Below are 18,075 nucleotides of genomic sequence, written 5' to 3'. Positions count from 1 at the left end.
TATTTTACATAAATCTATTTGATCATATGAACTAGATTCGTCTAGCTAATTCTGCACCCTCCCAAATTGCATTAAGCGCTCTGCGAGCTTGCACAGCGTCACCAATCACATGATAAGGAATGGCACTTTCCTCCAAGAAGTCCTGAAGGGTTTGCTTGTTGAGGGCACGTGAACCTACTGCGATTACTACATAATCGGCTGGCAAGCTGTGAAGCTCCCCATCTTTTTCAACCAGTACACTATCCTTGTGGATCGCCATACACTTACTGTTAGTCATTAATGTAACGCCATGGCCATAGAGACTTTCCATTACACAGATTTTACGAAGGATTCCCAGATCATTTGCTACATCGGCTTGCATTTCAACAACAGTGATTTGATTTCCACGTTCAACCAGCAGCTCAGCGACCTCAAGACCGACTAATCCCCCTCCAATAATAACGACTCGACCTTCAGGATGGGCTGTTCCCCATAATACATCATGTGAATTCACAACATGACTACTCAGAACGCCTTCTACTGGAGGAATAACAGGGGCGGAGCCGATTGCAAGAATGACTTCATCCGGACTAATTTCTTGGATAAGTGCTGGAGTAACCTCTGTATTCATTCGAATTTCCACACCTTCACGTTTAGCGGCTTCTCCCATATTTAAAGCGGCGGCGGCCATTTCTTCTTTACGCGGTGCGGCACCGGCGATATAAAGCTGTCCGCCAAGAATGTCATTCTTTTCGCATAATATCGGAGAATGCCCCCGCCGTTTCAGGGTGACTGCTGCTTCTAAACCGGCTGGTCCACCACCGGCAATAAGCACTTTCTTAGGCGTGCCCGCCCGTTGCAATTCATATTCACTTTCCCGTCCGGTTGCAGGATTAAATACACAGCTGATGAAAGGCACTTTCGGATTCACAAATCCATCGAAGCAGCCTTGATCACAGCCTACACATTTAACAATCGTGTCCGCACGTCCAGCTAATGCTTTATTACAGAATTCAGGATCTGCCAATTGAGCGCGGCCTATGGCTACGAAATCAGCCAGTCCTTCGGCAATAATCCGATCCGCAATCGCTGGATCATTAATACGTCCTACGGCGATAACTGGGATGCTAACCACGGATTTAATTTGTGCGGCATTATCTACATTGAAGCCTACGGGTAGATCGATTGGAGGTACTTCATATTTAATAGCTGCGCCTGCTGGAACGCCGCGCGATACATTAATCGCATCAATACCAGCTTCCTCAGCCAGCTTCGAGAAGAGCTTCATATCTTCCAGTGTTAGTCCGCCCGGTAGATCCTCGATCGCTGAGATTCTCATCAAGATAGGGAACCCGGGTCCAACCGCTTCTCGAATGGCACGGATACACGCGAGCGGAAAGCGACAGCGATTCTCCCAAGAACCCCCGTACTCATCCTGACGGAAGTTCATAGCTGGGCTTAGAAATTGTTGCGGCAAATAACCATGACCGGCATGGAATTCCACACTGTCAAAACCAGCTTTTTTCGCACGTGAAGCAGCCTCTGCGTAAGCTTGAACCATCTCGCTAACTTCGTGAAGCTCCAGCTCTCGGGGAATATGAGTGACACCCTCGAAAGGAACAGGAGAGGAGGAGACTTGAATCAGGTTAGGAGTTACTTTCCCTCCATGCCATAACTGAAGACAGCTTTTGCCGCCTGCATCACGAATAGCTTCAGCTAATAGAGTCATGCCAGGAATAAATTTATCATCATAAATGGCTGGAGCATCATCAGAAGCAGCCGTTGGGTGAATAGTTGTTACTTCAACTGTATTTAAGCCGTTACCGCCTTTTGCGCGTGCAACATGATAATCAATCAAGCGCTCGCTGACATAACCACCCGGAGCGTTCATTTTTGTTCCCATGGCAGGTAAAATGACCCGGTTCTTGAGCTCCATATTTCCGATCGTACCTTTGCTGAACAAATGTGCGAATTCCATGAAATAACTTCCTCTCTACACTTAGGTTAAAAATAACTAGGTTATTTTAACCTATATTATCGAATGGAATGATAAAAGTATGTGCACAAAATCACGAAGTATTTGGCACAAATGCAGTCCTTGAGGTAAGATAAGAAAATGACCGGAAATGAAGTCCGGTAGTTCGGAGGATGAACATGGATATTGAAGTCTTGATTCTGGCTCAATTAATGAAAGGGTCAAAGCATGGTTATGAGATTAAAAAAAATATTATTTTCGTAATGGGTAACGATAAAATCGTTAATAATAATTCGCTGTATCCGAAGCTGAAATTGTTTGAAAAGCGAGGTTGGGTAATTAAGAAAACGGAAATGCAGGAAAACCGGCCTAAACGGTATGTGTATTCGATCACAGCCGAGGGTGAGGAGCGGTTTCATATCTGCTTGAACGAATTTACGCTGGAGACTATTTGTATTGATAATGAATGGTCTATTCGTCTTGCTTATTATGAGCTACTGGATCAGGAGGCCCGCCGAAGATTACTTGATTACAGAGAGACTTATATGAAAGAGAAGCTGGAACATTTACAACAGCTATCCCTAGTGCTTGGGAACGGTGAAGATTTGGTTTACTCTGAAGAGCTATATTTTTATACCCGTAGTATGGTATTACATGAGCTAGAGTTAATTCATATGCTTTCCCATAAACTGGATTCCTTGGATAAGCATTGATCCGTATGACAGATATCTTACATACAAACCTCGATAACAATGTGAATGAATGGTACATTTGATATTGGGATAGAAGGGGGCTTTCCATGAGAAAAGTATACTTATTAACCCTTAGTCTTGTACTCCTGTTTATTTTCCCAGCTTGCGATCGAGAACAGGTCAGCGATACTGTAATTAAGGAAGTAACGGTTACATCTAAAGGGAGAGTCATTCAATCTATCGTGATGCCACTTGAAAAGAACACTGATTTAGAAGAAGTTAGTGCATCTTTCCAAAGCCTTACGGCTGACCCGGATGTTTCAATTCCCTATGTGAAGCTTGGAGAAATCATACAAATCGAATTTAGCGATACAGCTCCAGACAGCTACAATTTGACAGATTATATTTTGAGAGATGATGGCACTTTTAAGTATAAAAAAGAAACAGCAACGCCGGTAAATGTTGAATTTGAGGATAAGATAGCTACTTTTAAGCTCGATTCGAATATGGCGGCTTTTCTTAGTTCAGATAGTAAGGATTATGAAGCAGGGGCAACTATACGGGGATTTCGACTGACAGGTGAGTGGGTAGACAAGACCAAGGAAATCACGTTTGTTGTTCGGACAGATGCTAAGTAGTTGTGGAGATCATAGAGTGTAAGGGAGAACCCAGGATTGTGGTTCATCAATGAAAAAAGACTAACCAGAAAGTAAACTGTACCTACCGAGAGACTTTTTAAAAGTGTCTACTCGATAGGGTACAGTTTAAAAGTCTGGCTAGTCTTTTATTCTGTCCGATCTTTTTATTTCACTTTAAGGCCCATGGCTTGGGCGACCTTAGTAAATACTTCAGTGTTTTCGTAGATTCCAGTAAACAACTGAGCATTTTTACTCATGGCTGTAATAGGAATATCTACTGCTGTATGACCCGAGGTCGTCCAGTCCACCACAAAATTCTGTTTGGAATTAGCGATGGCAAACGGACCATCCTCTTTGGAAATACCGTCGCCTGACTCATCTTCAGCATCCACAGCTTCAATAGAGAACCCGCCTGTTTCATGGTCAGCGAGAACTAAGACAAGGGTATCGGGATTTTTTTTAGCAAAATTTTTGGCGACCTGTACGGATTTATCCAACTCTTGCCCCGCTTTAATTGTCATCTTGGCGTTGTTTTGGTGTGCAAATTCGTCAGTACCTTCTTCTTCAACCAACAGGAAAAATCCATTTTTATTTGCTGCAAGCGTGTCTATCTCTTTTTTCGTCATTTCAGGCAAGGATACAACCGGATTATAAATATCTCCTTCACCCTCTGGCTTTTGCTGGAACATTTCCTCGTTTGCAAACAACCCGAGAAGCTTGCCGCTTTTCGCCTTTTGCATATCTGTTTTGTTCGTTACATAGGAATATCCAAGCTGCTTAGCTTTTTCTACAAGGTTACCTTGCGTACCCTTACTCTTCTCTGAAGGATCTTCAGTAGGCGCATCCGCGAACGTTCCTGGATTACCTGCCGGATACCAGAAATCTTCGCCTCCACCGAGAAGAACGTCAACTTTGCTCTTGGTTAGGAGCTGCAAAGCGATATCACTTTGTTTGGAGCGATCTTCGACATGAGCGCCGAAGGCAGCGCCTGTAGCATCTGTAATTTGACTGGTAGTTACAACACCTGTAGATTTTCCTGCTGATTTTGCATATTCCATAATGGTTTGGACGGACTTTTTATCTGCATCCATTCCGATGGCTCCGTTATAAGTCTTGACTCCACTGGCATAAGCTGTGGCTGAAGCAGCTGAATCTGTAACAGGGACAGTGGAGCTTGTATGAATGAGTCCGGCATATGGCATAGAATCCATCGCTAGATTTCCTTTTTCACCTACTGTAGCTAGGCGGATGGCATTGCGCTGGGCAGTTCCCATCCCGTCTCCGACAAACAGAATCACATTTCGTGTGTTTGATGAAGCTGCATTGGCTTGATTAGGTGCTTGCGTAATGACTACGTTGGAAACGAAGAGAGCAGTTGCTGCAGTTGCTACAATGGCCGTCTTAACGCCGTGCTTTTTCGGTGATTTCATAATTTCCCTCCTAATGTATGTTTACAACCTCATACTATAGTAATTACATTAAGAGAATGTTTTCGTAACTTGTAAAAAATGTAAAAAGTGCTGTTGAACATTTGATTTTGCAGTAGGTATGGTTTCAAAATAAAATATATCTAGGTGTACGATTACAATATTTAGTATATTCAGCTCCGAATACGGACTTTAAGTGCTGTTCTTCCTGAAGAATAAGTAAATGTATGTCGACAATGTTAAGTAGGAATATAATTAGTGTTAATAGATTTGGGTACATAAGATATAATCCCAGAAACATGAGATCAAAACCGACAAATGCGGCGTTTCTGCTAAATTTATATATACCATGCGTGATGAGTTTTGTTACAGTAGTCTTATCTATCCCAACTCTCCATGAAGTGCGCATAGCAATCATTGCTTGAATAAAAATGAAACATCCGAGGGCCGCTACTCCAACCCCGAAAAAGTGAATGACGGGATTATCAAACTGCTCACCGACTAGTGTAACTATGTATGACTCAGCTAAGGAGAATGCAAACCACGTTGCACCCCACACAAAAGTGGTAATCTTAACGAATAGCTCGGTATAATGAATCTTGGCTAGTTTTTTACCTTTTGCTAATACATTTCCTTTAATATGGTTCTTCTTGTACAGGATAACGAGCTTCATAAGGTAAGAAATAAGGAAAATGCAAAAAAGAATGAGAGATAGGATATTTTTTAGATTATTCATTGTATTTCCTCCTAACTAATACATATGAATGATTGCTCATATGTTTATCTATATCTTATTTCTTCATGCTGTGCGTGTCAACCCAATATTACTTCAGGAGGATAACGTGTTAAGAACAGTGTATAAGAAATGGTGGTTATGGGTGTTGGTTATAGCGGTTATTGCATTAGGAAGTACTGGAATCGGAATGCTTGTCAAGCGAGCGGGGGTTTCAACATATACTTCAAAAGAGTATAAGGTCACTTTGAAGTATCCTTCCGATTGGGTAAAGAATCCAGAATATGATGAAAAATATCAGGGGGAAAACGGATTCTTTCAATTATCCGCTTTTTCTGGTGAGAGGTTATCCATTGATGATGTAGCAAACATGGATGCATTTCATCAACTGAAGCCTTATGGCTCCGATCCACAAATCATTGAGATGAAAATGCAGGGGCAGAAAGAAAAGGAAATAGAGGCGCGTTTGATTGTGCCTTCTGCTGATCAGGAAGAGGAATGGAACCATCAGGCCGCTATTATCATGAAATATCCAGAAGCTGTGAATATAGGAGACGCCTTGTACAACTATTTTATTTTATGGGCGGATATAAAGCATGTGGAGGATATAGGTCAGACTGTACGATTTAATGGGAAACCGTAAAGCATTTGCATACGAAGAAAGTCCAGTGGTTTATCTGTTGGGATCTCTAAGAAATATTCCAACTGCCATTTTTGTGTCTTTTGAGCCTGACGACTTGTGGGAGTATCCCATGGCGGGTACACACGTATTGCTCTTTTTCCACCTTCGCCTTTATTAGATAATATATCTTGGTTACCTAGGGCTGCTTTTGGAAATACAAATTGACCAAAGTGATTTTCCTTGCGTGTACTTATAACGAAGAGATCGGCAGGATCAGATATTTCATAAGGTTGAATCGGCCCATCTCCAGTTCTCTCCCATAACGTCACAAACTGCCCGATCTTTGTAGGTGTGATTTTTGCAACACGGAATCTAATGGATAGCGCGTTTAAATTAAACATATACGCACCATATTCAGCATTGTGTGGTTCATGAATGAGATCAGAGCAATCAAGATTGCAAGGGTTATATACAAGTTCCTGGGTAGCAACTAGATCACTATGAATAATATCTGAAGAGCTTTGTTTCTTAAGTCTCATCTGTTCAAATCTCCCGGTTGAGTCCCATTGAAACTCCTAATGCTCACTATCTTAATGCAAGAAATGCGAGTTCACAAGCGTGAACAGGGCAGATGTTCCGGAGTCGTTTATTTTTGAAGTATACTCAGATAAGTGTAGAGGTATTGCAGAGAGTGAGTTTTTTCAATATAAAGAGCGCTATTTAAATGATCTATGGGGGAGTATAGGCTTTGGATATAAAGAATAAACAAGTTGAACAACGGTATTGTCCATTATGTAAAGAATTAAATTATTGTGGTGCTGACAGTGGTGGTTGTTGGTGTTTTCATACGGAAATTCCTGCAGAACTACTAGAACGGGTACCTTTAGAACTGAGAGGCAAAGCTTGTATTTGTCAAAGATGCGTAGAGGCGTTTAAAAAACATCAACCGGAAATTTAACTAACTCAAGACGAAAACAGTAATTATATTGTGTATACTTAAATAGTAATATAAAAAACATATGGGGGACACAGATGAGAAAGCCTATAATTGCAGTTGATATGGATGACACGATATGCCATCTAGTCAAACGAGCTATATACCATAACAACAATGATTTCCCCACTCATGTACTGAAGTACGAGGAGATGCTTGATTGGAATACGGACCATTTACGTCATCCAGATTGTACACAAGAGGTATTCTATGGGCGGCCTGGTTTATATGAGGAGCTTGAATTGTTCGACGAACATGTTGTAGGTGAAATGGAGAAGCTTCACAACGCTTATGATGTTATTATCGTTACGGCGGCCCAGCCCCAGGCAGTTGTTGAAAAATGGAACTGGCTGCAGAAGCATATGCCGTTTATTCCCCTAGAAAATTTCTTCCCTTGTAAGCGAAAGAATCTTATTAATTATGATCTTCTGATTGATGATGGGGTTCACAATTTGGTTCCTGCATTGCAGGACGGAAGGAAAGTACTTTGTATTCCACATCCATGGAATTTGAGAGCTCGTGAACAATACGGATTTCCGTTATTGACCTCATGGGAAGGTGCAAAAGAGAAGATTGATGAAATATTGGGAACTCAAGAGAATCGTTGAGCTGTGGAGAGTTGTTCACTTAGAACAATTCTCTTTTTTTATGTTGTTATTCAAGAAAAGCAGTATTGACACGATAAATTAATTGTATATAATTGGAATAGACCGACGGTCGGTCTACGAAGAGGAGGACTCGAAATATATGAGGATTTCAAAAGAACCGGAAGAACGCAGAAATGAAATATTAGATGTAGCAGAAATGCTTTTTTTTACTAAAGGCTATGCGAGAACTACAGTGAACGACATCTTGCAGGAGATCGGGATTGCCAAAGGTACGTTCTATTATTATTTCAAGTCGAAGGAGGAGGTTATGGATGCGGTGGTCATGCGATTCATCGATGCTGGAGTGGACGCTGCCAAGATCATTGCTGCTGATTCAAAGCTCTCCGTACATGAAAAGCTGCTTCAAATCATAATGGCGCAGAAGCCTGATTCGGAGAGAAAAGGTCAGATGATTGAACAGTTTCATCAAGCTGAGAATGCACTAATCCATCAGAAAAGCTTGGCTGAAACTATTTTGAAGCTAACGCCTGTATTAACAGAGGTGATTGAGCAGGGAATCGAGGAAAACTTGTTCCACTGTCCCTATCCTAAAGAAACGATGGAATTTCTGTTGGTCGCCTCACAATTTCTGTTTGACGAAGGGATATTCAAATGGGAACCGGAAGAGATCATTCTTAAAATTCAGAGCTTTATTTATATTATGGAGACTACATTAGGCGCTGAAAAAGGAAGCTTTTCTTACGTAACGCAAATGTTTGAGTAAGGTTCGAACAAGGAGGATGAATGTGACGCAGGGGAGAGATCGTCAATGCTGCTACAAATTGTGAAAAAAGATTTTCAAAGAAATAAAATCATAACGATCGTCTTATTTATTTTTATGATGTTATCGGCGTTGCTTGCTGCCTGTGCTTCTCAAGTCATTATGGAATTGTCCGGTTCTTTAAGTAATTTGCTGGATAAATCAAAAGCTCCCCATTTTGTTCAAATGCATACTGGTCCAATAGATAACGCAGTTGTTCAACAATTCGCCTCTACAAATCCACTTGTTAAGAATCAACAGACAGTAGAAATGCTAAGGATAGATGGCTCGAAGATTGTCTTGGGTAACAGCAATAAGTCGGAAGAGAACAGCGTAATGGATATAGGTTTTGTTAAGCAGAACCCATCATTTGATTTGCTGCTGAATTTAGAGAATAAAGTGATTAGGGTATCTGAAGGAGAAATCGCAGTTCCTATTTATTATAAAAAGCAGAATGATCTGAACATTGGTGATCAGGTTACCCTTTCCAATGGACAGTTAGATCAAAAATTTATTGTTACGGATTTTGTCCGTGACATTCAAATGAATCCAGCAATTGTTAGCTCTAAGCGCTTTGTCGTAAATGACACGGATTATAATGCACTTAAGAAGAACCAAGGAGAAGTTGAATATCTAATTGAATTTCAAATCACCGATTTAAGTAGACTTGGCGAGTTCCGGAATACCTATCAATCCTCAGATATGCCCGGTAAAGGACCAATGATAGACTATCCTTTGTTTAAGACGCTGAATGCGCTGACAGATGGGATTATTGCAGTTGTCATTATTTTAGTAAGCATCCTTCTTATGATGATTGCCACCCTGTGTTTAAGGTTTACGATGATCGCGACCTTAGAGGAGGATTACAGAGAGATTGGCGTCATGAAAGCAATAGGAATCTCGCAGCGAGATATTAGAAGGATCTATTTGGCAAAATATATGGTGATGGCAGCATGCGCCTCACTGCTAGGATATTTATTATCTTTGGGTGTGGTGCGATTGTTTACAGCGAATATCACCTTGTACTTGGGGATTGCTCCGAAAACGATCCTTCAGCCTATTGTTCCCGTCTTAGCGGTCGGTCTGATCTTCGGGATGATTGTGTTCTTTTGCAGAGTTATTCTTAGAAGGTTTAATCGTATAACAGTAGTAGAAGCTTTAAGGTCAGGGACTGTGGGAGAGATAAAAGGCAATACACGTAGAATGGATCTGAGTAAGCGCAAGCATCTAAATGTGAATCTTTTTCTTGGCCTTAAGGATGTTTATGGACGTTTCACGATGTTCGGATTGTTATTCTTCGTATTTGTGATCTGTTTGTTTATCATTCTTGTGCCAGTGAATCTATTGAATACTCTTCAGTCCCCGCGGTTTATTTCTTATATGGGTGTAGGGCAGAGTGACATGAGAATAGATTTGCAGCCATCTGATCAAATAGAGAAGCGATTTAATGAACTGATAACGACGCTACATAAGGATCCTGACATACTTAAGTTCTCACCATTAATTACTTCTCGATTTAAAGTTCTAGGCAGTGATGGGGTATGGGAGAACATCAATGTTGAAACAGGAGATTTCTCTATTTTTCCGCTCACCTATGTTAACGGAGGACCCCCTGAAAGTGGAGATGAGATTGCTCTTTCTGATCTGAATGCCAAGGAATGGAACAAAACGGTAGGGGATACCGTTATTCTGAAGGTGGATGACGCTTCGGAAAAAATGACCGTTAGCGGGATCTACCAAGATATAACAAACGGTGGCCGAACTGCAAAAGCCCGATTACCATATGATCCAAAGACCGTTCTATGGTATATCGTAGCTTTAGATGTGAATCCGAATGTTTCGGTTCAGGAGAAAATGGATCAATATGCAAAGTTATTTTATCCAGCCAAAGTCACTCATCTAGAAGGCTATTTATCTCAGACGCTCGGGAATACGATTCGCCAATTAAAGCTGGTCACTGGCTTATCCATTGCCATCTCGATATCAATTTCAGTATTGATTACAGCTTTATTTCTAAAAATGCTGCTAGCGAAGGACGCCTCGCAAATTGCGATTTTGAGAAGCGTTGGCTTTACGTTGGAAGATATTCGAAAGCAATATCAGGTAAGGCTACTATTGGTTTCAGGACTTGGGATCATTCTTGGAACCTTTGCAGCTAATACCATCGGTCAAAAATTCACTCAATTACTCGGGTCTTTTATGGGAGCATCCAAAATACAGTTTGTAGTTAATCCGGTGGTAGCTTATCTTGTTCTTCCTCTTTTTTTCATGCTCATTGTGGCACTCACAACCGTAGTAAGCACGATATCGATGAAGAAATCCAATGTATCTAAACTGATTGTCGAATGAGGGGGAGGTGGTAGTATGTTCATATTAGAGACGAAGGGTTTAAATAAAACTTTTGTAACCGGGCAAGGAACCCCGCAAACGGTATTAAAAGATGTTCATCTACAGGTATCAAAGGGAGAATTCGTAGCTGTAATGGGGCCTTCTGGCTCAGGAAAATCAACATTGCTCTATACGATCAGCGGTATGGATCGGATGACTTCAGGAAGTGTTGTTTTTAAAGGGCAGGACATCAGTGGTCTTTCTGAGCGTGAATTAGCTGAGCTGCGTTTAAATCAAATGGGATTTATTTTTCAGCAGATGCATCTTTTAAAAAACCTGACTATTCGCGACAATATCATCTTATCCGCTTATCGAGCTAAAATTGTTAGTCGTAGAACCATCAATAACAGAGCCGCTGAGTTAATGAGAAAAACCGGGATCTCCGCACTCGCTGAGCGTGATATTACACAAGTGTCGGGTGGACAACTGCAAAGAGCAGCGATCTGCAGGTCAATCATCAATGAGCCTGATATTCTCTTTGGTGATGAGCCGACAGGTGCACTGAACTCTAAAGCTGCTAGTGAAATTATGGAGATATTAATAGATATTAATCAGACAGGTACAACGATTCTACTGGCTACGCATGATGCGAAAGTCGCTGCTCAGGCAGAGCGTGTCCTATATATGCTTGATGGCAGTATAGCTTCTGAGCACATGCTTGGAAAATTTAATCGATTAAATGGTGACTTAAAAGAACGGGAAGTGAAGCTGGCTGCCTGGTTGTTTAAATTAGGATTCTGATTGTTCTAGGATCATACCTATAATGCTTTTCATACACTATCCAAAAAGGAGTTATGCTCTTTATGGATAGAAACCCTAAACTAAGCAACGTGACCCAAGCTTATCTGAATGAATTCTGCAAGATACTCCAAACCATGATTAGAAGGATGACAAGTGTCCCCCTCTTGTGTAGCATTTCCGATACCTTTATTCGGCAGATGATTCCACATCATCTAGCAGCCATTGAGATGTCTCGGAATATTCTTAGGTACACGACAAATCTGGAGCTGCAGAGCATCGCTACAAATATCATTTCAGCACAAACTAAAAGTATCTCCAATATGCAAGCTATTCAGTGTAAATGCAGAATGCTGACAAATACAGATTTCGAACGATCTCAGTATATGAAGAGGTTCGAGAAAATAGCGCAAACTATGTTCGCGGAAATGGGATCTGCAGCTGTAACCAACGGAGTGAATGCTAATATAGCCTTATCCATTTAAGCGATTGCTTACCCCGGATCTCCGGATCAAAGCAATTGCTTCTTTAGTTTACGGCTCAGAGTTATAGAGATATACTTTATATGTTTTACTCTGTCAGGAAAGGAATACATAACATGGGAAATCTGAACTATAACTTAAATTTTGAAATGCTATGTGCAAAATACAAGTTAGGTAATCTGAAAAATGAACCTGAACAGGTAACAGGCGGCCTTCTGCACAGAATGTATCGTCTACAAACGGACAAAGCGCTTTATGCAGTGAAAGCTCTAAACCCTCAAATTATGCAGCGAGATACTGCTATGTACAACTATACTCTTTCTGAAAAAGTTGCGAATATGGCTTATCAAAAAGGAATAAATGCAGTACCGGCGATTGTATCCAATGATTGTTTTATGCATGAAATAGAGGGTCAATTCTATTTATTATTTCCATGGGTCGAAGGTAAAGCTTTGTCATCAGGAGAAATTGATATGGAGTGTTGCAAAGTGATTGGCGAACTCCTTGCAAAACTTCATAAGATCGATTTCTCTACACTTCTTGATCATCATCCTAATGTGAATCTTGAGCCAGTAAATACCTCCACCGTTCGTTGGAATAAGTATGCTCTACAAGCAAAAGAGGTGGGTGTGGAATGGTCTGCCTTGCTATTAGATCACTTGAGCCAAATAAATCATTGGGAACAACTAGTAGATTCTTCAGCGGAACAATTATCGAATCATATGATAATCAGCCATAGAGATTTAGATCAAAAAAATGTACTATGGGATGAGCATCGCGTACCCATTATTATTGACTGGGAAGCAGCAGGGCCTATCCATCCAACACAAGAGTTAATTGATGTAGCTCTTTATTGGTCAGGTTTTGAATCGGGAAGTGTAAGCAAAGATGCCTTCTGCACACTTATTAGTACCTACCTGGGTCATGGTGGCGGGATTTATGCTAACTGGTCCGATGTTCTCAACTATGGTTTTCATGGGAAGCTAGAATGGTTAGCTTATAATATCAGACGATCACTTGGATTAGAGAGTACGGATGATACGGAGCGAGAACTTGGAACCCTTGAAGTAACCAGAAGCATATTAGGGTTAAAGGACTACGCTGATTTTATTCCAGAGTGTATTGAATGGTGTAATCAAGTCTACTAAAGGAGAACTTATATATGAATGTAGTAAACGCTACTATGGAAGATATAAGAGGGTGGCTGGAGCTGGCGGCAGAGGTAGAGTGTCTTTTTGGACCCATGGTAGATGATCCGAATTTCGCGCTAGCCTTAGAGAAAAATATCAGTCGACAAAGTGCTTTTTGCGTACGAGAGAATAGTGGTTCATCAGGTTCTCGATTACTGGGTGGAGTGTTATTTTCTTCGTCCAACGCCCCAAATTATAAGATTGGTTGGTTGTCAGTTTCAAAGCAAGCAAGAAATAGAGGAGTAGCGACAGCCCTACTTAACCATATTCTACAAAGTGTTGAAACTCCTTCAGAGATATCGGTTACTACTTTTGGAGAGGATCATCCAGAGGGTCAACCTGCTAGAAGATTTTATCAGAAGTTTGGTTTCGTTCCTATGCAGAATAGAGTTCCAAATGGCCCCGAAGGGGGTTCAAGACAAAATTTCAAGCTGACGATCGCTCACGAGGATTCAGTATGAAGAAAATAATGTATTTATCGACGATTTCATTTTTCTTGTTAGCGATTTCTTTTAGCCCGTTGTTCAACTATATCCGTGAGTATATAATTTCAGATCAGATCCAACAGCGTTATAAGATAGACCATGCTGAAAAAGGGTATAACACGTTAAACGTTCAAGAACTAGTGGTTGACGATAATCATATTAAAATTGAGGAAGAAAATACAGGCAGGATTGCAGAATTGACGCTCTGGGATAAAGAGGAGAATGTCCCGCCTGGTGATATTATCAAAGTGCAGTTTCTATTAAATGATCAAAAAATCTCAACCCCTGATGAAATATGGCTGTCTAATCGGGAAAGAGGAAGCAGATATTTCTCATGGATAGATATCCTTACTGTAAAGGATCGAAAGACTGGCGAAAAAGAAATCAATATAGTCCAAAGGCTTACAGATGATAGTCAGCCGATGGAAAAGCAAAAATGGAAAATAATCACGATTTCGCATGATGGCAGCATAGAAGAAAAATCACTGAGTTATGCTCAAAGAAGTGATAATCCTCTAGGTGTCAAGCTTATCGAATTTTCGGGTACTGCACTAATGGGTATGGGTTACTATTCAGATATTGCTAAAAGTTATCCAAGTGTAATTTTTCCTCTGATTTATCCATTTTTAACAGGTGTGTTGGGAATTTTCTTATTGATCATTACAGTTGTTCAATTACTGATTGAGCTTCAACATAGGCGCGTAATAAGGAAAAATGGGCGCTAATGTTCATAAGAGGTTGTGAATTTACCTGTAATCACGAATCACCTTTAACTTAGTCAACGTCGATAAAGCAAACAGTAGTAGCAATACACCGATGGAACCCATGACAGGGGCTGGACTGAAATGATCAGACAAGGCTGAGACGGCTGTAAGGCCAATAGAGGGCGCTACACTCATAATGGAGCCAAGTACACCGAAAACTCTGCCTTGGATGTCCTCCGAAACCTCCAGTCTGAGAATGGTATTGATCAGCAATGTACAGAATGAGAACATGAAGCCAATTAGTAGAATGATGGGAATGGCTAACGCAGCGGTAGTAACGAACGATAATAGGAGGTACATGGGACCCAGACATAACAGTCCAGTCATAATGAGGAAGCCTCGATTCTTTAATTTGGAGCCGAGAAACAAGATCATGCTTGAGCCAATCATATAACCTAGTGGAATACAGGCTTCCATCAGACCAAACTGAAAGGGACTAGAATTCCATACTTTGACGGCCATAACTTGCGTTAGCATCAGGGAAGGCATAAAGAACAAAGTGAGCGTGGGGAGCATGATGATAATTGCTCGTGCGAAGGGGTATCTCCAAATATAACGAACGCCATCCGCAAGATCCTGCGTGAATTTTCTTTCTTCCTTAGGTCCGTTATTCACTCGGTTTGGCAGTGGAAGGGAGCGGACAGCAAGAACCAGTAGAAAGGAAACAAAAAATGTAGCTCCATCAAATAGGATGGCATCGGCCGCACCAAAACTTGCTACAAAAATACCTCCAGCTGAAAACCCAATCGTTCGACAGATGTTCTCCGACAAGTTCAGAATTCCGACTGCTTTTTGAACATGCTCCTTGCCAACAACAGTAGTGATAGAAGCTTGATAAGCAGGGGATTGGAATAATGCAGAGACAGTTGTAAGACCCGTCAATATGGCCACGATAACGAATGATGTTGAAGACATAGATATAGCTAAAGCAAGCGTAACTACTAAACCACAGCTTATCAGATCTGTGACCAACATAATGGTTCTGCGGTTGATCCTGTCTGCCAGTGTACCTCCTATCGATCCGAGGAAAGAACTGAGCAATAAATTGATGATCGTAATAATAGCTATCATTTTAGCGCTACCGGTTGTCTGAAGCACCCATAAACTTAAAGCAATGCTGTGAAAGGTATTTCCAAACAGGGAAATGGAATAAGAACTAAGTAGTAGCATAAATCTCCGGTTTCCCCAAAGGGTAGGATGGGATTGAACGGCGGTGGATGCATGTTTTGCTAAAGCGGGATCTGTCATTGGTTACTCTCCTCTCAACTTAAGCGTTTAAGTCAATATCCAAAAAAAATTAATCCACAAAATAACGATTATTCTCTTGTGCGGGGTAGTCAGAGCGATCTAATAACTCTTGCATCAGTTCAAAAGCGGTGGCTGCCTTATCCCCTGTGAATACAAATTTCTGCACATTTTCACCAAGCATTTCTGGGCAATTACAGGTACAAAGAACAGAAAGACGTGAGAATACCCCGGATTTTTCAACATAACTCCCAATAAACTCATTAATAACGATGGCTTCTTTGAAGATCCCCTTGGATAAAATTGTATTCAATTCCTCCAGATTTTGAACTTTGAATATGGCTTTTTCAGATAAAGGAAGACTGTCTTGAATAAAGCGAGTGAGGAGGGAGTTATTGAAGCTCTCCATAATTAAACACACCTCTGAAGGATCCTCCGGCATTACCTTTTGTAGCGCTAAACGATAATTGAAAAGAACTTGCTTAAACAGCTTATCTTCAACCATACTGTCGATCAAAATCAAGGGAACACCTTCTACAAAATGCTTGGAAATCGAGTAGAAGGATTCATCTTGGACATCGATCAGAAAGACGGCTTCGAGTTTTCTTTCGACGATGATATCGAGTGAAGGGTGATCAGTACCAAGAGAGTATAAAAGCGTATGATATCCGGCATCTGTTAATCGCTGTTCCAAAGCACGAATAAATGTGAATTGCGCGTAGAGCTTCCAAGGAGGTAACTGGGTAGAATTATTGACAAGCACGCCTATCAATCCCGTTTTTTTATTGGCAAGTGAACGGGCTGCTAGATTAGGAATGTAATGAAGTTCTTCCGCGAGGAGTAGAATTTGATTACGGGTTTTCTCAGGAATGGTTTGGTTATCGACGCGGTTCAGAACATAGCTCACAGTTGCAACGGAGACATTAGCTCGTAGCGCGATGTCCTTCATTGTAGTCTTTTTCACCAGTAAACGACTCCCTTTTTGTATGATATTTCTAAAGATTAACATTCCGATTCCAAAGCGTCAATCCCTGGAAGGAGCCGAGACTAAAGTGTCAAATTTCTCTATATTGAAATAATTGGGAAATTATTGTAGGATTGGCTTAACCGATTAAGCTTATCGGTTTTTTGTCCATCAGAATCTAATATGGGAGGCGGTTGCGAATGGAGAATGTAGTGTTATATCCCTTTAACAAGATCACTCAAGGGATATTCAGATTCAGAGATTTGACGGATTTTAATGTGACGGCAGTGGTTGATTTTGTCCTTCATAAGGGTTGCGATGTAGGAGAGTTAATCGAAGGCGCAGCTGCGGGTATCCCAATCACGGACAATATCGAAGAAGCGTTTCGGTCAGCGAATACGCTGATCCTCAATGACCCGGGAACCTCGTTTGGTAACAACGAAGGCGTATACGGAGAATTTAATCTTAAAGAGCTTTGGAGAGTGCTAGTACTCGCGGCGCATGAGCATAACATACGAATAATTAGTGTCCACGAGATTTTAGATCAAAACACACTTCAATGGTTGGAAGAGAACCAAATTATAATCGATATTGATGAGCAAATCCCAGATCGATTGGTGAGTAGAATGGTTGATGAGTATGCATTTCCATCTCCTACTGATGAAATAACTACCTATTTAAATTATTTTGAATTGGATACCAAAATCAAAACTTATAATCAAAGGATTTGCAAGGTGGGCATATTTGCGACACGTGGATGTCTAGGTAAATTTACGGCACAAATGTCTTTGTTTAGAGAGCTCAAGAAAGCAGGAGAGAAGGTAAGGACGATTATCACCGAGCCTACCGCATCCCTGTTTAATCAGCCAGGCGGAGATATTATGAAGTTCATCGCTCGTAGACCTCTAAATCAATACCCGTACTATATTAATGCTGCTGTTCGGGATGCGGAGAATGACGGCTGTGATTTTATTATTTTGTCAGGGCAAGGTTCTTTGCTTCCGAATGAGAATTTCATTATTGCTGCTACAAAAATTTCTTATTTGCGGGCTTTCAGTCCTGATTTGACAGTGCTCATAGCTGGCTACGACGATGATGAGCAAATCAGAGATAGTCTTGATATTCTAAGAATTTATGGAAATGGAAGTCGCTCTTTTGCAATCCTTATTCCAGATAAATATGAGGTTGATTTTGGACAATACGAATTCAAAACACATGAAGAAATGGAGCGGCGAAAACAAGAAATCCGAAGTCGTTTTGACGTAGACCATGTGGAATGCGTACTGGATATCGGCAAATTAACCAGTGAACTGATTAAGCATAGGAAATCCATCAGTCAATAAACTGCGGGG

General features: G+C 40.9%; 19 protein-coding genes. 13 read left to right on the top strand and 6 right to left on the bottom strand.

The window, feature by feature from the left end; genetic code table 11:
• Positions 1–31 precede the first annotated feature (31 nt).
• Complete coding sequence (baiCD, locus tag NST74_RS19340) at positions 32–1,957, bottom strand: bile acid Fe-S flavoenzyme BaiCD (RefSeq protein WP_341113908.1); 1,926 nt, start codon at positions 1,955–1,957, stop codon at positions 32–34.
• Between the two features lie 176 nt (positions 1,958–2,133).
• Here baiCD and NST74_RS19335 point away from each other — a divergent pair, with 176 nt between their 5' ends.
• Together NST74_RS19335 and NST74_RS19330 are read left to right on the top strand one after the other, a co-directional pair.
• Positions 2,134–2,667, top strand: coding sequence for a PadR family transcriptional regulator (locus tag NST74_RS19335; protein ID WP_341113907.1), 534 nt, complete (start codon positions 2,134–2,136; stop codon positions 2,665–2,667).
• 86 nt (positions 2,668–2,753) lie between these two features.
• Positions 2,754–3,284: a hypothetical protein gene (locus NST74_RS19330; RefSeq protein WP_341113906.1), complete on the top strand. Its 531-nt coding sequence runs from the start codon at positions 2,754–2,756 to the stop codon at positions 3,282–3,284.
• Between the two features lie 164 nt (positions 3,285–3,448).
• On the opposite strand, the gene NST74_RS19325 is transcribed toward NST74_RS19330, so the two are convergent.
• Positions 3,449–4,714, bottom strand: coding sequence for an alkaline phosphatase (locus tag NST74_RS19325; protein ID WP_341113905.1), 1,266 nt, complete (start codon positions 4,712–4,714; stop codon positions 3,449–3,451).
• A 124-nt stretch (positions 4,715–4,838) separates the two neighbouring features.
• Positions 4,839–5,447 carry a methyltransferase family protein gene (locus NST74_RS19320; RefSeq protein ID WP_341113904.1) on the bottom strand — a complete coding sequence of 203 codons (609 nt, stop codon included), beginning with the start codon at positions 5,445–5,447 and terminating at the stop codon, positions 4,839–4,841.
• Positions 5,448–5,553: 106 nt separating this feature from the next.
• Here NST74_RS19320 and NST74_RS19315 point away from each other — a divergent pair, with 106 nt between their 5' ends.
• Positions 5,554–6,087 (top strand): peptidase M56, encoded by a 534-nt coding sequence (locus tag NST74_RS19315; RefSeq protein ID WP_341113903.1) that lies wholly within the window; start codon positions 5,554–5,556, stop codon positions 6,085–6,087.
• On the opposite strand, the gene NST74_RS19310 is transcribed toward NST74_RS19315, so the two are convergent.
• Entirely contained in the window at positions 6,057–6,605 is a 549-nt protein-coding gene (locus tag NST74_RS19310; RefSeq protein WP_341113902.1) for a MepB family protein, read from the bottom strand. The genes NST74_RS19315 and NST74_RS19310 overlap by 31 nt on opposite strands.
• Positions 6,606–6,814: 209 nt before the next feature.
• Here NST74_RS19310 and NST74_RS19305 point away from each other — a divergent pair, with 209 nt between their 5' ends.
• The 9 genes from NST74_RS19305 (at position 6,815) to NST74_RS19265 (ending at position 14,475) form a co-directional block, all read left to right on the top strand.
• Positions 6,815–7,024, top strand: coding sequence for a cysteine-rich CWC family protein (locus NST74_RS19305; RefSeq protein ID WP_339287341.1), 210 nt, complete (start codon positions 6,815–6,817; stop codon positions 7,022–7,024).
• 74 nt (positions 7,025–7,098) lie between these two features.
• The gene (locus NST74_RS19300) at positions 7,099–7,668 is read left to right on the top strand and encodes a 5' nucleotidase, NT5C type (RefSeq protein ID WP_341113901.1); all 570 of its coding nucleotides are present in this window, start codon (positions 7,099–7,101) and stop codon (positions 7,666–7,668) included.
• 139 nt (positions 7,669–7,807) lie between these two features.
• Complete coding sequence (locus tag NST74_RS19295; protein ID WP_341113898.1) at positions 7,808–8,431, top strand: TetR/AcrR family transcriptional regulator; 624 nt, start codon at positions 7,808–7,810, stop codon at positions 8,429–8,431.
• A gap of 45 nt (positions 8,432–8,476) precedes the next feature.
• Entirely contained in the window at positions 8,477–10,816 is a 2,340-nt protein-coding gene (locus tag NST74_RS19290) for an ABC transporter permease (protein ID WP_341113897.1), read from the top strand.
• Positions 10,817–10,831: 15 nt separating this feature from the next.
• Complete coding sequence (locus NST74_RS19285; RefSeq protein WP_341113896.1) at positions 10,832–11,596, top strand: ABC transporter ATP-binding protein; 765 nt, start codon at positions 10,832–10,834, stop codon at positions 11,594–11,596.
• 62 nt (positions 11,597–11,658) lie between these two features.
• Positions 11,659–12,078, top strand: a complete 420-nt coding sequence (locus NST74_RS19280; protein WP_341113895.1) for a DUF305 domain-containing protein — start codon at positions 11,659–11,661, stop codon at positions 12,076–12,078.
• A gap of 113 nt (positions 12,079–12,191) precedes the next feature.
• Positions 12,192–13,223, top strand: coding sequence for an aminoglycoside phosphotransferase family protein (locus tag NST74_RS19275; RefSeq protein WP_341113894.1), 1,032 nt, complete (start codon positions 12,192–12,194; stop codon positions 13,221–13,223).
• Positions 13,224–13,237: 14 nt separating this feature from the next.
• A complete protein-coding gene (locus NST74_RS19270; protein WP_341113893.1) occupies positions 13,238–13,726 on the top strand; it encodes a GNAT family N-acetyltransferase in 489 nt (162 codons plus the stop codon).
• Positions 13,723–14,475, top strand: a complete 753-nt coding sequence (locus NST74_RS19265) for a hypothetical protein (RefSeq protein ID WP_341113892.1) — start codon at positions 13,723–13,725, stop codon at positions 14,473–14,475. Before NST74_RS19270 ends, NST74_RS19265 begins: the two co-directional genes overlap by 4 nt.
• A 21-nt stretch (positions 14,476–14,496) precedes the next feature.
• Here the strand turns inward: NST74_RS19265 and NST74_RS19260 are convergent, their stop codons facing one another.
• Positions 14,497–15,762, bottom strand: coding sequence for an MFS transporter (locus NST74_RS19260; RefSeq protein ID WP_341113890.1), 1,266 nt, complete (start codon positions 15,760–15,762; stop codon positions 14,497–14,499).
• Positions 15,763–15,811: 49 nt separating this feature from the next.
• Complete coding sequence (locus NST74_RS19255; protein ID WP_042129282.1) at positions 15,812–16,723, bottom strand: LacI family DNA-binding transcriptional regulator; 912 nt, start codon at positions 16,721–16,723, stop codon at positions 15,812–15,814.
• Between the two features lie 200 nt (positions 16,724–16,923).
• Here NST74_RS19255 and NST74_RS19250 point away from each other — a divergent pair, with 200 nt between their 5' ends.
• Entirely contained in the window at positions 16,924–18,066 is a 1,143-nt protein-coding gene (locus NST74_RS19250; RefSeq protein WP_341113888.1) for a DUF1611 domain-containing protein, read from the top strand.
• Positions 18,067–18,075: the final 9 nt, after the last annotated feature.

This window comes from Paenibacillus sp. FSL F4-0125 (assembly GCF_038008565.1).
GTDB lineage: Bacteria > Bacillota > Bacilli > Paenibacillales > Paenibacillaceae > Paenibacillus_AQ.
The sequence above is the reverse complement of the archived record's forward strand: the minus strand, read 5'-3'. Positions and strand labels throughout refer to the sequence as shown.